Here is a 14565-nt window from a genome sequence, read left to right as displayed (position 1 = left end):
CCTTCGATGAGATGGATGAGGTTACGGGTCGCCTTCGTGGCCACCCTCGGGCTCCTCGCTGGTGGGGCGCTCGGGTGCGCCGAGGAGCGAGACCCCATCAACCGCGTGCAGGCGAACGCGCTGGCGAAGTCGTTTTTCGTCGGCGACGACCTGCATGACGACGCGGACAACCCCGAGTTCTGGACGCAGGGCACGGTGGTCGACGTCGGCTACGGCGCGGCGCAGGACGGGTTGTTCACGTCCACGTACGCGCAGCCCGTGGCGCGCTTGAAGTGGCAGATCACGGAGGACCTCCTGATCGGGCGCTTGAGCTACGAGCGCATCCAGGACACGGACGGCAAGAAGGGCGTCGGGCCCTCGACGGATCAGGGCGTGATCGTCGTCGCGTACCCCATCCAGTCGCACTTCGACATCCGGTACGAGTACAACCCGACGACGGGCGAGGAGCTCAACGTCCTCGTCGAGAACGGCTCGGACAGGCCCTGGTACGCGCGTGAGTACTTCCGCGTCGACTGGAGCAAGAACCTCAACGTCGACTCCTACGACTACGACACGTTGTCGATGCTCGGCGTCTACGGCGGCGTCGAGTACGAGCCGATGGACTATTACGTCAGCGATCCGAACGATCCCGACGCGCCGCACTTCGATCCCGAGACGGGTTACTTCGACGTCACGAACAAGGCGTTCGCGAAGCCCAAGATGATCGACCTCAGCCACCTCGGCTGGGGCATCGACAAGTTCCCGGCCTGCTACCTCGACAACGACTTCTTCGGCGGCTCGGCGCCCTCCGGCACCTGCAACCCCGTCGAGCTCACGATCCGCCAGTCCTTCCGCCGCGTGGTCGATCGCGACTACGAGCCGGTCAACTGGGACGGCAAGCGCTTCACCGCGTATGGCGCGTTCACCGTCGATCGCTCGGGATATGCCCGCAACTACGGCATGAGCGACGACAAGTGGTACCGCTTCATCTCGCGTTACAACATCTGGGAGCGCAGCCACTACTACGCCGATCCCGAGAAGATGACGGGCGAGATCCAGTGCTTCGTGCCTGGCAAGACGCTCTCGGGCGACGACCCGCACCGCGACGCGGACGGCAACGGGACCGAGGACGAGTGCGAGGAGGTCACGCAGCGGACGGGCGTGGCGGGCTCGCGCTGCGACGAGTTCAAGCAGCGCTGCACCCTGCCGTATCGCCTGCGCAAGGAGGTCCCGCAGCCCTGGTACTACACGAAGGAGTCCGATCCGGAGTACTTCGAGCCCACGGACTGGGCGACGCACGAGTGGGACGTCGCGATGCGCGGCGCGGTCATGGCGGCGCGCAACGCCGAGTGCAAGGCGACGGGTGGTGATCCCGGCGCTTGCGACGGCCAGTTCCCGATGTACCGCGGCCAGATGGACGACCACTGGGATCTCATCCAGCTCGCCCACGAGGTCGACGCTTGTCGCGTCGGCAAGACGAACGACGGCCGGAACTGCGAGGCGATCGCGGATCAGAAGGGCATCGAGCGCGGCGCGGATCCGGGCGTGATCGCGGTCGCGAAGATGCCGCAGATGATCATGCTCTGCCACAGCCCGGTCCTCGAGACGGACGATCCGGCCTGCGGCCCCGCGGGTCGCGAGGTGCGCATGGGCGACCTGCGCTACCACCAGATCAACGTCATCCCGACGCCGCAGACGCCCTCGCCGTGGGGCATCATGGTCGACTCCGACGATCCGCTCACGGGCGAGAAGATCGCGGCGAGCGCGAACGTCTGGTCGTTCATCACGGATCTCTTCAGCCAGGGCATCGTCGATCAGATGCGTTATCTGAACGGCGAGCTCACGACCGAGCAGGTCACCGACGGCTCGTTCGTCAAGGACTGGGCGGTCGCGAGTGAGGCCGCGGGCGGCACGGGTGTGCTCCCGCAGATGACGCAGGCGGACCTCTCGCGGCGCGTGCTCGGCGCGGCGGGCGTCAGGCCGGAGAAGATGGCGGAGGTCGAGAGCGGCGCGAACTCGATCGTGATGAAGCCCGAGTTCGCCGAGTCGCTCGAGAACCTCAAGCAGATGGCGAGGGACGTGCGCGCCGACGCGCTCGCGCCTTCGGCCAACCGTCCGGTCTACGAGGCGCGTCGCCTGCGGGCGGCGGGCACGCCGGTCGAGGCGCAGCTCACGACGAAGGCGATGCAGCAGCTCGCCGGCACGGAGAAGCTCCCGCTGAACGACGCGGTGATGAACTTCGCCTCGCCGCTGCGCGGCAACCACCCGCAGGTGCAGCGCGACATCGCTCGCATGAAGGAGGTCGCGCTCGCCGATCGCGGCATGTGCATCCTGCAGGCGACCTTCCCCTCGCCGGCGGGCATCACCTCGCTCGACAGGGCGCTCCAGGCGAAGTTCAAGGACACCATCAATCCGCGCACGGGCGCGCCGTACGGCACGTTCGCGGATCCGCAGGTGAACTCGAAGCAGGACCAGCTCGATCGCGCCGAGCTCATCCGCAAGTACATCGCGCAGAAGGCGCACTACAACGTCATGGCGCACGAGATGGGCCACTCCATCGGCCTGCGCCACAACTTCGTGAGCTCGTCGGACGCCTGGGGCTTCCGCCCGCAGTACTGGCAGCTCCGTTCGAAGAACGGCAAGGTCACGGCGTCCTGCCAGGACCTCAAGACCGAGGCCGAGAGCGAGAACTGCGTGGGGCCGCGTTACTTCGACCAGATGACGTCGAACGAGCGTGACCAGCTCCTCAACATGTTCATGCAGCAGTCGGTCATGGAGTACGCCGGCGAGGTCACGCAGGACTTCGTGGGCCTCGGCGCGTACGACTTCGCCGCGACGCGTATGTTCTACGGCCAGACGGTCGCGGTGCATGCCGACCCGGACATGAACGCCGACAAACCGCTCGGCCGCGCCGCGCTCGACAAGATGGACGGCTTCGGCGGCATCATCGGCTACCAGTACACGTCGAACGGCAGCGCGAACATCCACTACTCGCAGCTCCAGGCGCGGTGGAAGATGCTCGACGCGAACAGCTGCGCTCCCCTCAGCGAGGAGGAGGTGCAGCGCATGAGGCCTGCCGACTGGGACGAGTCGAAGCTCGGCAAGTGGGATCCGCTGCTCGACGGCCTGATCGTCAAGGTCAACGGCGAGTACTCCAAGTGCAAGATGCGCAAGGTCGACTACATGCCGTGGCAGTCGATGCGCGACAACGGCGTGGACTTCAACCGTCGGTACAGCTCCGTCGATCCGCTGAAGCGCACGCGCGTGCCTTACGGCTTCGCCACGGATCGCTGGGCCGATCTCGGCAACGTCGCCGTCTATCGCCACGACAATGGCGCGGACGTCTACGAGCTCTTCAACTTCTTCATCACGCAGCAGGAAGTCGGGCACATCTTCGACAACTACCGGCGCAACCGGCAGAGCTTCAGCGTGCGCTCGGCCTCGATGCGTACGCTCGAGCGGTACAACACGAAGATGCGCGACGCGGCCAAGGGCCTTGGCTTGCTCGTGAACATCTACCGTGACTTCTCGCTCGAGGCGGGCTTCGACTTCACGTCGGAGTGGCCTTCGATCGCGAAGCAGTTCTACCAGGACAACATCCTGGCCTCGGGCCTCGCGTTTGATCACTTCGCGCGTCAGGTCGCTCGCCCGCAGCTCGGCAACCATCACAAGGTGAACGGGGACGTCGTCATCCGCTCGACGGATGACATCTACTCGACGCCTGGGCCTACGGTCCTCGTGGTGCCGAACGGCGCGACGGGGTATCGCTCGGACAACAGCCCGGCGGGCGCTGCGGCGATCGGCATCGGCGGCAGGCCGCTCGAGAACGCCCTCGCTGATGACAAGGGCAACGACTACGACTCCGAGTACACGATGAACGCCGGGTCGTACTACGACAAGGCGTGGGCCTCGATGTTGATGACCGAGTCGGTCGACAACTTCATCAGCGCTTCGCGGCAGGACTTCCTCGACGCTCGGTACCGCGCGGTCTCGCTCGCGGACGTGTTCCCGGATGGGTATCGTCGGTGGCTCGGCAACAACTTGACCGGCGACGACATGCTCAAGGGTGCGTGGGTCAAGGCGTCGAACAACAACCCCGTCACGGATCCGCAGAAGTTCCCGACGACGCCCATTGGCTGGACGAGCTGGTGGCCGGCGGAGGGCCCGCAGGTCTGCTTCCCTGGTGAGGGGACGACGGTCTGCTCGGCGGTTGGCTGGGACAACACGCAGTTCGAGGGCGAGGCGGTCGACATGGACAACCTCCTGCCCATCGACGGCCAGATCGGCTGGGAGCAGCAGAAGTTCCTGATCGCCTGGACGATGCAGTACCTGCCCGAGAACCAGCAGCAGTGGTGGATCAACATGTTCCGCCTGTGGGAGCAGGGTGTGGATGGTGATCCCGAGATCGGCGCTCGGATCGAGTTCCACGATCCGGCGGGCAAGGTGTACATCGCCAAGACCTTCGGCACCGAGGTGCTCTTCCCGGGCACGAAGTACGAGAAGAAGGTGCAGAAGGGCATCTCGGCGCGCGTCCTCCAGCACGCGAACGAGCTGCTCCAGCAGGCGTATGTCGTCGACGAGGTTGATGCCAACAACGACGGCACGGTCGACTGGTACACGGCGCGGATCAACGACGACGTGACGTCGCCGAACTATGGCGCGCCGCTCGTGAAGTTCGACTCGACGGTGCAGTCGTCGGCGGACCGTTGCAGCGCGGTGGACAACACGGGCTGCGCGTGCACGGCGAACCGCGCTTGCGTGAAGCTCTCGCGTTACGTCGAGGTGCCGTTCTTCATCCGCCAGGCCCTCGCGGCGTACGGCCTCGCCGACCCGTCGATGAAGGGCATCTGGGACTGATCCGAGTCCTGGATTGATCAAAAAAGGCCACGGGTTTGCCCCCGTGGCCTTTTTCTTTGGCTCGACCGCATCGCGGTCGAGCCACCCCCGGTCCAGGCCTTCCCCTGCAAAGGGGGGCGGACAGTTTAAAAATTGCCCCGCATCGACTGCGCTTCGCGCAGTCGATGCACCCCCGGTCCAGGCCGTGCCTGGTCCGGGTCCAGGGGTGGACAACCCCTGGTCGGGGTCCGGGGTGAAACCCCGGCTCAGCCCTTCCGCAGATACCCAGCGTTGATCAGCTTGATGACGGCTTGTGTCGTATCGAGGTCCGTCGCTTGGCTCTTGTTCAGCACGATGGCGAGGTGCCCGTGGTTGAACGCGAGCTGGAAGACCTCGATCTCTGTCGGCGACAGCTCGCGTAGTGGGGGGCTGAGCGGGTGCGGCACGATGAGGCGCGTGTCGAGGTCTGGCAGCTTGTGCCGGAGTGCGTTCAGCTCGTCGATTTGCCGCAGGCCCTCCATCAGGAGCTCCTGCACGGAGAGGTTGATCGTCACCGGGAGCGTGCGGTCTTCGGGCGGGTCGAAGTCGAACGTCCCGCGGGTCCATGCGAGGATGCGGATGGCTGCCTTGAGGGGCGGCACGTCGTCTTCGTTGATCTCTGCGTAGGTGACGATGCCTCGGTGGAGGAAGATCTTTCCGACGTCGTCGTCGGACGTGATCACGAGGACGCCGCTCTTCTTCGAGGAGCCGAGGAGCTGCAGGAGGTCGGGCAGTGGGATCTCCTCGATCGCGCCGGACATCGAGCGTGCGGGGCCGCGGGGTGCGACGGAGGGGCGGGGTGGCTCCATCTTGCGGCGCGAGGCGGAGGCGGTATCGCCTGACACCACCTTGAGGATGCTCGTGCCGATGAGGACGCGGTCGCCTTCTTTCAGCGCGACCTTCTGGATCTTCTCGCCGTTCACGAACGTGCCGTTTGTCGAGCCGAGGTCCTCGATCGTGAGCTCTGCGCTCGCGAGGAGGAAACGCGCGTGCCTGCGGGAGACCATCTCCTCGACGAGGACGATGCCTGCGTCGCTCGCGCGTCCGACGACGAGCTCCTGCGCGTCTTGCAGCGGGATCTCGCCACCCTGGTACTTTCCCGAGATGAAGCGCAGAACGAGCCGCGACGGTGACGTCATGTGTGGAGCTTGTTCCATGTGCGTGGAAACCGAGCACGCGCTACTGCCACGCTCGGTCTGACATTGTGCATCGTGACTCCCTTGGGGTCATCCCTCAAAAGAGGGCGGGGGTGGGGCCTTCGGGCCCTTCGTTTCCGCTGGGATCGTGACGCTTCGGGAGCTCGCGCGCGGGACGCGAAGATGATTTCACGTCTGGTGGGTTCGCCATGATCGGCTCAGCGGCTTCGGCGCCTTCGTAGGCCGAGGGCTGCGCTTGCGAGGCTGAGGGCCCAGGCGAGGGGGTGGGTTGATCTTGGCGCTTCGTGGGTCGTGCATGTGCATCCGCTGCCTGTGATCAGGAGGTCTTCGGCGGGGCTTCCTCCGCTGCCTCCTCCTGCGCCGCCCGATCCGCCCAAGCCGCCCGATCCGCCTGCGCCTGCGGCTCCGCCTGCGCCGCCTGCTCCGCCTGCGCCGGCCATGCCGCCTGCGCCACCTGCGCCGCCTGCGCCGCCTGCGCCGGCCATGCCGCCTGCGCCGCCTGCGCCACCTGCGCCGCCTGCGCCGGCCATGCCACCTGCGCCACCTGCACCGCCAGCGCCGCCAGCGCCACCCATGCCGCCCGTACCGCCCGCTTCCACGCACGTGTTCGGGTCTTGCGTCGTGTCGCAGATCGGCGTCGCGCCGCCGCAATCGGCGTCCGACGTGCACTCCTCGACGACCACCACCGTCGGCGGGTTGCCCGGCGAGACGCCGTTGCCGTCGGTGGGGAACGACGTGGACGGCGCGCCTTGTTTTCCTTCGCCGCTGATCGTCGCCTGGTTCGAGAGGTTCGCCGGCGCGTTTGGCTCGATCTTCACGCGGAAGCGCACGAGGGCCGCCTCGCCTGGGGCCATCTCGCCGCCCGACGCCGCGCTCGCGCCTGCGCCGAGGCGCACCGTCACCGTGCGCGTGGCGGCCGTGTATTCGCCTTGATCGTCGCCTGCCGCGTCGGTCTTCGTGCCTGCGTTTGCGCCCTGCACGATCTCGAGCGAGCCCGGCACGAACGACACGCCCACCGGCAAGGTGTCGTCGAGGCGGGTGTTGATCGACGCGTCGTTGCCGCTGTTCGCGACGGCGATCGTGTATTCGAGCTCGTCGCCGACGACGAGCTTGCCTCCGTTCACGTCCGCGGCTGCCTTCGTCGAGGTCGAGAAGTCGGGCAGGAGCGTGGCGATCGACGAGACGAACCCGCCGATCCAGAAGATGTCGTTCGCGCCCGAGGCGTTGCCGACCTGCACGTTTGCGGTCTTCTGGCCTGGCGTGATCAACGCTCCGATGTCGACCACGTCGAGGTCGATCCCGCTCATGCTGCCGGGCGCGCCCGTGAGCTGCGGGGAATCGCCGACGGTCGTGACGGGCATGCCGAGCCACGATCGCGAGGCGTTGAAGAAGTTGCCCGCGGGGTTTTGCAGATCGACGACGTCGTTCGCCGGGCCGAGCACGCCCGGGCCGAAGCGCAGGTAGTCGTTTTGTCCGGCGGAGCTCGCGACGTCGCCCTCGTACGCGATGACGGCGAGCTTGCCGTCGATGGCCGCGCCCGGCACCGTGAAGCCCGAGAGCGTGAGGAGCTGCGGCGACTGGCCGATCCGGTCGAAGCTGTCGTGCAGCACGAGGTGACGCGGGTTCTCCGCGGGCGACTCGTAGAAGACCACGAGCCACCACGCCGCGAAGAGCCGGTCGTGGACGAGGTCGACGAAGCTTATCGAGTCGACGCCCGCGAGCTGGTAGGCGCCCGCGCCCTGGGCTTGCACGAGGGCCGTCACGTCGGCGGTCGACTGGTAGAAATACTCGGTCACGCCGCCCGAGACGTTGGTGCTGACGAGGCTCTCGTCGGCCGTGATGTCCTGCGAGACCGGCGTGCCTGGTCGCGCGAGCGTCACGCTCGTGTCGGCCGCGCCATTGTTGTCCCAGCGCGCGCCCCAGTAGAGGCGGGCGTAGGTCACGGTCGCGCCGGCGGGCAGGGTGAGCACGGCGGTCGAGCGTTGCTCGGCGACGGTGACGGCCTCGGAGGCGAAGGCCTGGCCCGGGGCGGGCGCGTCGGAGCGCCAGTGGATATCGGGTGCGCCGTCGCCGCTGCCGTCGCAGGCCACGTCGCCGACGAGGGGCGCGACCCCGACGTTGCCGCACTCGTGGCCGAGGGTATTGCCGATCAGGCGAAAATCGCCGCGGCCGCTGAGCTGCTTTCGGAGCTTGGGGGCGGCGAGGGCCGTCGTGGAGGGCAGGGTGGCGAGGAAAAGGGCGCCGAGCAGGGCGGCGAGAGCGGATCGCATGGACATGGCAAGGACCTCATCATGCCAGAGGTCGCCCGCCGGGCGTGTTCTTTTTGCCGGAGACGCTTCGCCTCAGAATGCGTTATGGCCCGTGAGGGCGCTGCCGAGGATGAGCGTGTGCACCTCGTCGGTGCCCTCGTAGGTATAGACGCTCTCCAGGTTCAGCGCGTGGCGAATGACGGGGTAGTCGAGCAGGATCCCGTTTCCGCCGAGCAGGCCGCGGGCCTTGCGGGCGGCGCGCAGCGCGAGGCCGACGTTGTTCTTTTTGCAGAAGGACACCTGCACGGGCGTGATGCCGCCGGCGTCCTTGAGGCGCCCGTAATGCAGCGCGAGGATCTGGCCTTTGGCGATGTCCATGGCCATCTCCACGATTTGCTCCTGCACGAGCTGCTTCGCCGCCACGGGCTGGCCGAACTGCACGCGCTCGCGGGTGTACGCGACGGCGGCCTCGTAACAGGCGCGCGCGGCGCCGAGCGCGCCCCAGGAGATGCCGAAGCGGGCCTGCGTGAGGCAGGAGAGCGGCCCTTTGAGCCCGACCACGCCGGGCAGCACGTTCTCCTGCGGCACGCGGACCTCGTTCAGCACGATCTCGCCGGTGGGGCTCGCGCGCAGGCTCATCTTTCCGTGGATGGTGGGCGTCTCGAAGCCCTTCGCGCCGCGCTCGACGATGAGGCCGCGGATGGACGAGGCGTCGCCGTCGTCGACCTTGGCCCATACCACGGCGAGGTCGCAGATCGGGGCGCTCGTGATCCACATCTTGGTCCCGGTGAGCACGTAGGAATCGCCGTCCTTGCGGGCGCGGGTCTTCATCGAGCCGGGATCGCTGCCGGCGTCGGGCTCGGTGAGGCCGAAGCAACCGATGAGCTCGCCGGCCGCCATTTTCGGCAGGTATTTGTTTTTTTGGTCCTCGGAGCCGAAGCGCCGGATCGGGTACATCGCGAGCGAGCCCTGCACGCTGACGAAGCTCCGGAGCCCGCTGTCGCCGTACTCGAGCTCGGCGAGGGCGAGCCCGTAGGAGACGGCATTCATGCCGGCGCAGCCGTAGCCCTCGAGCGAGGCGCCGAGCAGGCCCATCTGGGCGATCTCGGGGATGAGGTCGGTCGCGAACTGCTCCTTGGCGAAGAGCTCGGCGGCGCGCGGCAGATACCGCTCGCGCACGAACCTGCGCACGGTGTCGCGGATCATGAGCTCCTCGTGGGTGAGGAGCCCGTCGATGGCGGTGAGGGCGTCGAGCGAGAGCGGCTCTTGAGGCTTCATGGTCGGGGGCGTGTGTAGCGTGGATGCGCGGCGCGGGGAAGGGGGAGGGTGATTGTGCGCGGCGCGTGACTCCTGTAGAACGGTTTTTCGGGACATCGAGCCGGCGGGAAGGCGTGAGAGTGTGAATCGGCGAGCCCTGGGAGCATTCATCGTGGTGAACCTCGCGGCGTGCGCGCCGAAGGAGGGGACGGCGCCCGTGGAGACGGCCGCGGAGGCGACGCCGCGGATCGGCGAGCGCAGCGAAGGGTGCCTGTCGGGCGAGCTCCCGGAGGGCGTCTTGCCGTTTCAGGCGGGCATGAAGCGTCCGGAGCCGTCCGTGGCGCCGCCGCTCCGGGTCCCGTCGCGGGCCATCGAGGTCAAGGCGGAGGGACGTATCCGCGCGCGGTGCATCATCACGACGGAGGGCAAGGCCGAACATTGCGTCCTCCTGGAGACGATCCCGTACATGAGCGAGGCTGCGCTCTGGGCGCTGACGAACCAGCAGTACCAGCCGGCCGAGAAGAACGGGGAGCCGATCGCCGTCGATTACGAATACGGATGGGATGTCCGCCTGCCGCCGAAGCCCGGAGCTGCGCCGGAGGTGCCCTCCGAGGCGAAGCCCCCCGTCCGGGTGAATCCGAACGCCAGGATGACGAGGCCGGTCAAGATATCCGGCCCCGAGATGAAGTATACGCCCCGGGCCCTTTGCAATCGAGTCGAGGGCGAGCTTCTCGTGCATTGCACGATCACGGAGAAGGGGGACGTGGAATCGTGCCGTGTCCTGCGGACCGTACCTTACATGGAAGATTTCGCCGTTCGCGCGCTCGAGAGCAGCAAGTTCAGGCCTGCGACATTCGATGGTCGCCCCCAGCGCATCGGCTATACGTTCAAGTTCAGGCTGGCCTTACGGCCGGCGCCGCGGTGACGGCGGCCGTGATGAAAACGTCTCCCATGCGCCGCATCGCCCTCGCCGCGTCCGCCCTTTGCCTCGCCCTCACCGCCTGCGCCTCCCGCTGCCCCGAGCCGCCTGCCCGCGCGGAATCACCCCCCGCCGCCTCCGACGCCATCGTCATTGGCCGGTCGTTCCTCATGGACTCCGCCGAGCTGCGGGAGAAACGTCGGATCACGGTGTACCTGCCGCCCGGTTATGCCGAGAGCCGGCAGGTTTACCCCGTGGTGTATCTGCTCGACGGCGGCGCGGAGGAGGATTTTCACCACATCACCGGCATCGTGCAGGTCTCGGTCATGAACGGGATCATGGAGCCGGTGATCGTGATTGGGATCGAAAACACCGAGCGTCGCCGGGACCTGACGGGGCCGACCGAAAATGCGGAGGACAAGGAGATCGCGCCGCGCGTCGGCGGCTCGGCGGCGTTCCGCGCCTTCTTGCGGGAGGAGCTCGTGCCGCGGGTCGAGCGTGATTTTCGCGTCGATGGGCGGCGGGCGATCATGGGCGAGTCGCTGGCGGGGCTCTTCGTCGTGGAGCAATTCCTGGAGGATCCGGGCCTGTTCGGGGTCCACGTCGCGGTGAGCCCGAGCCTCTGGTGGAACGATGGTTTCCTCCTGAAGCAGGCCGAGGGCCGGCTGAAGACGTTGCCCGTGCAGGGAAAGACGCTCTACCTGACCGTCGGCGGGGCAGAGGACAACACGAAGGAGACGGCCGCGCTGGCGGAGGTCCTGCAAAAGCACGCGCCGCCGGGGCTCACCTGGCATCACGTGCCGCTCGCGGGGGAGGCGCACGCGACGGTCTATCATGTCGGCGCGGTGCAGGCGCTGCGGCTTCTCTTCGCGCCCCAAAATGATGCCGGGAGCGGACGCTGAGCCGAGCGTGTACGGGAGAGAGGCGCGCCGCGTCATGTCGAGATCCTGCTATCGTCTGGGCCCGACCGGAGACGTGTCGATCTCCAGATTATTCCTTGACGCTCGCCGAGACCCTGGAGTATACCCGGAACCTCCCAATCGAGTGGCTATCCCTGAATTTTGGGGATGCCTGCTCCATGGTGGTTCCTCGGTCCCTGTCATGACGACTCGCACGGGTCGTATCAACTTGAGGGTGCGTACATGAATAAGCTCGGTCTCTTCGGTGCTGCGGCGGTTGCTTCTGCTCTCTGTTTCGGCGCGGCGCCTGCGATGGCGTCGGACGGTGATGTCGCGGGCGCGGCGCTCGACCTCGTCGCCGCGAACGCGACCCCGGGCAACGGCGCCGCCTTCGTGACGAAGGCGATCAAGAATGCCTTCGCCCTCAACAACGCAGCGATGACGTACTACTGGGGCGCCACGAGCCCGGGCTCCTCCGCGTGGTACACGGCGATCACGACGGCCGACAACTTCGTCGAGATCACGAACATCGCCGACGTCGCGGCGGGCCAGATCCTCGCGATCGACGGGAGCCATACCGTGGTCATCATCGGCGACCCGATCGACATCACGCCGCCGACCGAGTTCTACACGCCGTACATCACGGGCACGACGCAGTGGGCGCTGCCGATCGCCGACTCGACGAGCAGCGCGCACGGCTTCAGCCCCGCCTACTACGACGGCGGTACCGACTACTCCGACAGCCGCTGGTCCAGCAGCACCGACCCGAACGATCCCAACAACGTCATCTGGACGTTCACGGGCAGCAAGTCCGGCACGGCCTACATGCGCCTCTATGCGGACGAGGTGACGGGTGAGATCACCGCCCATGCGTGGAGCGTCACGGCCACGTCCGAGGCCTACGTCTACGACCAGACCGAGCGGCCGTTCGCCATCGGCGAGTGCACGCTCTGATCCTCTCCTCGTAGAGGCTCCGCGTCCCCCGCAGGACTCCGCCGCCCGGCAGAGCCTTCCCCCCGTCTCCCCTCCGCGTCTCTCCACGACCATGTACCATGCGCGCGATGCGCGCCGCTCCAAGCCAACTGCGGCGAGGGGCTCGAACGCGCGCGAGGCGCTCCCCACACACCGCATGGGGTGGCTCGAACGCGCGCAAGGCGCTCCCCACACACCGCATGGGGTGGCTCGAACGCGTGCGACGCGCTCCCCACACTCCGCATGAGGTGGCTCGAACGCGTTCGAGGCGCTTCCCACACACCGCATGGGGTGCCTCGAACGCGTGCGAGGCGCTTCCCACACTCTGCATGGGGTGGCTCGAACGCGTTCGACGCGCTCCCCACAGATGGATGGAAGGGCATTGCATGGATGCGAGGCGGATCGTGCAGGCTGGCGCCGGCGATTTGCGGGCGCTGAACGCTGAACCCAGCGGAGCAAGAAACCGTCTCGTACGAATTTTCCGCCTCCTTCGTCCAACCCCCCGCGTGGCCCCCTCGGGCCTCGTTGCAATGACCTCTCCCATCCCCTCGAAGGAGGATCCCTCGATGCAACGCCCCAACCGGAACACCATCCCCTCGAAGTGCCTCGACCTTGCTGGTTACTCCGAGCGCATGCTCGGCAAGTTCTCCCCCAGCATCGTCCTCATGGCCCTCGCCGCCAAGATGAAGGCCGGCGCCGCCGCGCTCGCCGCGTCGCAACAAGCCTACGAGCAGGCGGTCCGTGACATCCTCCCCGCCCGCGTCGACGTCAAATACGAGAACTTCGTCTCCGATCGCCGCGTCCGCTTGACCCAGCAGAAGGCCGAGATCGCCGACGGCAGGCGCGGCGGTCCCATCGCGACCCTCCTGTTCCCCGAGGGCTCCGCGCCGATCACGAAGCTCGTCGGGGCCTCCCAGGTGAAGGCCATGGTCGACCTCGAAGGCCGGCTCGACGTGGCCGAGGCGTCGTGGCCGGAGGCGCAGGCCGAAAAAGCGGAAATCGAAGAGCGCCGCAAGCAATACGAGGCCGCCCTCGAGAGCCGACAGCTCGCGGCGCAGAAGGCGCGAAACCTGCGGGTGGCGCGGGACGCCGCGAAGGAGGCGTTCCTCACGATGTACGTCGAGGTCATGAGCCGCGTCGCGGCCGAGTTCCCGCGGGACAAGCCCACCCAGGACCTCTTCTTCGACGAGGTCCGCACGCGGTCCGCCCTCGCGACCGCGGACGCGAGCGACGGCGACGAGGCCGAGAGCGACGAGAGCCTCGAATCCTCGACGACGACGGCCTGATCTCGCGCTCCCCCGCATAACCTCCCGCCCCCCCGCGGCTACGTCTCGGTCGCGTCCGCGTTTTGCGCCCACGATGAAGTCGCGTCGCGCCCTGTCGCTTTCGTGCTCCCATTGCAGCAAATGAGGCCCATCCGGCCTCGCGCCCCTTTCCAGACTGTGGCTTGACTCACGCCTCTCCGCGGGTATACACGAGCCGCGTATCGGGTGCGCGTCCCGGTGTTGGGGATGCCCACTCTGATTGTCCATTGATCCATTGACGACCGTCGAGGTCGTCCTGCCCTGAGGTGTGTGTGATGAATCGTCTGGGTTTTTTTGGTGCTGCCGCGGTCGCGTCCGTCCTCTGCTTCTCCTCGGCGCCCGCGCTGGCGGCCGGTGATGTCTCGGGCGCCGCGCTCGACCTCGTCGTCGCGGGCACGAATACAGGCAATGGCGGCGCCTTCGTCACGAAGGCGATCAAGGACGCGTACGATCTCACGGACGCGGAGTGCAAGTACCTCTGGAACTCCGCGAGCCTGAGCTCCGCGAAGTGGTACGACGAGGTCGTCGAGGGGACGTATTTCGTCGAGATCACCCACATCGCCGACGTCGCGGTGGACCAGCTCCTCGTGATCGACGCCGTCGCGTCGCCGGCCTACGCGGGCCATACCGTCGTCATCACCGGCGCTCCCATCGACATCACCGCGGAGTACACGCCGGCCATCCCGGGGACGAAGCAATGGGCCTTGCCGATCGCCGACTCCACCGGCAGCGAGCACGGTCAAAACGCGTCGTACCCCGATAGCCGCAGGGTCGGCGGCGTCTTCACGGGGGGCCTGCCCGGCACGGCCTACATGCGCCTCTTCTCGGACGCCGACACGGGCGAGATCCTGTACTATTCGTGGAGCGTGGCGAACACCAGCCTGTCCGTCGTCTACGACAAGTCCGAGCGGCCGTTCGTCATCGCCGAGCTCACGCTCTCGTACGAGGACTGAG

At 67.2% G+C, this 14565-nt stretch carries 9 protein-coding genes; 6 read left to right on the top strand and 3 right to left on the bottom strand.

What is annotated here, in order from left to right:
* Positions 1 to 6 precede the first annotated feature (6 nt).
* Positions 7 to 4836, top strand: a complete 4830-nt coding sequence (locus tag GF068_RS07355; RefSeq protein WP_153818622.1) for a zinc metalloprotease — start codon at positions 7 to 9, stop codon at positions 4834 to 4836.
* A gap of 245 nt (positions 4837 to 5081) precedes the next feature.
* Here the strand turns inward: GF068_RS07355 and GF068_RS07350 are convergent, their stop codons facing one another.
* The 3 genes from GF068_RS07350 to GF068_RS07340 all read right to left on the bottom strand — a co-directional run bounded on the left by GF068_RS07350 (position 5082) and on the right by GF068_RS07340 (position 9538).
* On the bottom strand, positions 5082 to 5993 hold the full coding sequence (locus GF068_RS07350; protein WP_153818621.1) for a DUF4388 domain-containing protein: 912 nt from the start codon (positions 5991 to 5993) through the stop codon (positions 5082 to 5084).
* Between the two features lie 215 nt (positions 5994 to 6208).
* The gene (locus GF068_RS07345; protein ID WP_153818620.1) at positions 6209 to 8287 is read right to left on the bottom strand and encodes a DUF3344 domain-containing protein; all 2079 of its coding nucleotides are present in this window, start codon (positions 8285 to 8287) and stop codon (positions 6209 to 6211) included.
* A gap of 66 nt (positions 8288 to 8353) precedes the next feature.
* Entirely contained in the window at positions 8354 to 9538 is a 1185-nt protein-coding gene (locus GF068_RS07340; protein ID WP_153818619.1) for an acyl-CoA dehydrogenase family protein, read from the bottom strand.
* Positions 9539 to 9659: 121 nt separating this feature from the next.
* Between GF068_RS07340 and GF068_RS07335 the strand changes: the two genes are divergently transcribed.
* From GF068_RS07335 to GF068_RS07315, 5 genes are all read left to right on the top strand, one after another.
* Positions 9660 to 10442, top strand: a complete 783-nt coding sequence (locus GF068_RS07335) for a TonB family protein (RefSeq protein ID WP_153818618.1) — start codon at positions 9660 to 9662, stop codon at positions 10440 to 10442.
* An 11-nt stretch (positions 10443 to 10453) separates the two neighbouring features.
* Complete coding sequence (locus GF068_RS07330; protein ID WP_206079412.1) at positions 10454 to 11338, top strand: alpha/beta hydrolase; 885 nt, start codon at positions 10454 to 10456, stop codon at positions 11336 to 11338.
* A gap of 240 nt (positions 11339 to 11578) precedes the next feature.
* Positions 11579 to 12289, top strand: a complete 711-nt coding sequence (locus GF068_RS07325) for a hypothetical protein (RefSeq protein WP_153818617.1) — start codon at positions 11579 to 11581, stop codon at positions 12287 to 12289.
* A 584-nt stretch (positions 12290 to 12873) separates the two neighbouring features.
* Positions 12874 to 13593 (top strand): hypothetical protein, encoded by a 720-nt coding sequence (locus GF068_RS07320; RefSeq protein WP_153818616.1) that lies wholly within the window; start codon positions 12874 to 12876, stop codon positions 13591 to 13593.
* 293 nt (positions 13594 to 13886) lie between these two features.
* Entirely contained in the window at positions 13887 to 14564 is a 678-nt protein-coding gene (locus GF068_RS07315; RefSeq protein WP_153818615.1) for a hypothetical protein, read from the top strand.
* Position 14565 lies beyond the last annotated feature (1 nt).

Source organism: Polyangium spumosum, from assembly GCF_009649845.1.
GTDB lineage: Bacteria > Myxococcota_A > Polyangia > Polyangiales > Polyangiaceae > Polyangium > Polyangium spumosum.
The sequence above is the reverse complement of the archived record's forward strand: the minus strand, read 5'-3'. Positions and strand labels throughout refer to the sequence as shown.

Coding starts and splice junctions, on each gene's coding strand:
- GF068_RS07315 (WP_153818615.1), top strand. CDS start 13,887: ATGAATCGTCTGGGTTTTTTTGGTGCTGCCGCGGTCGCGTCCGTCCTC.
- GF068_RS07320 (WP_153818616.1), top strand. CDS start 12,874: ATGCAACGCCCCAACCGGAACACCATCCCCTCGAAGTGCCTCGACCTT.
- GF068_RS07330 (WP_206079412.1), top strand. CDS start 10,454: ATGAAAACGTCTCCCATGCGCCGCATCGCCCTCGCCGCGTCCGCCCTT.
- GF068_RS07345 (WP_153818620.1), bottom strand. CDS start 8,287: ATGTCCATGCGATCCGCTCTCGCCGCCCTGCTCGGCGCCCTTTTCCTC.
- GF068_RS07355 (WP_153818622.1), top strand. CDS start 7: ATGAGATGGATGAGGTTACGGGTCGCCTTCGTGGCCACCCTCGGGCTC.
- GF068_RS07340 (WP_153818619.1), bottom strand. CDS start 9,538: ATGAAGCCTCAAGAGCCGCTCTCGCTCGACGCCCTCACCGCCATCGAC.
- GF068_RS07325 (WP_153818617.1), top strand. CDS start 11,579: ATGAATAAGCTCGGTCTCTTCGGTGCTGCGGCGGTTGCTTCTGCTCTC.
- GF068_RS07350 (WP_153818621.1), bottom strand. CDS start 5,993: ATGACGTCACCGTCGCGGCTCGTTCTGCGCTTCATCTCGGGAAAGTAC.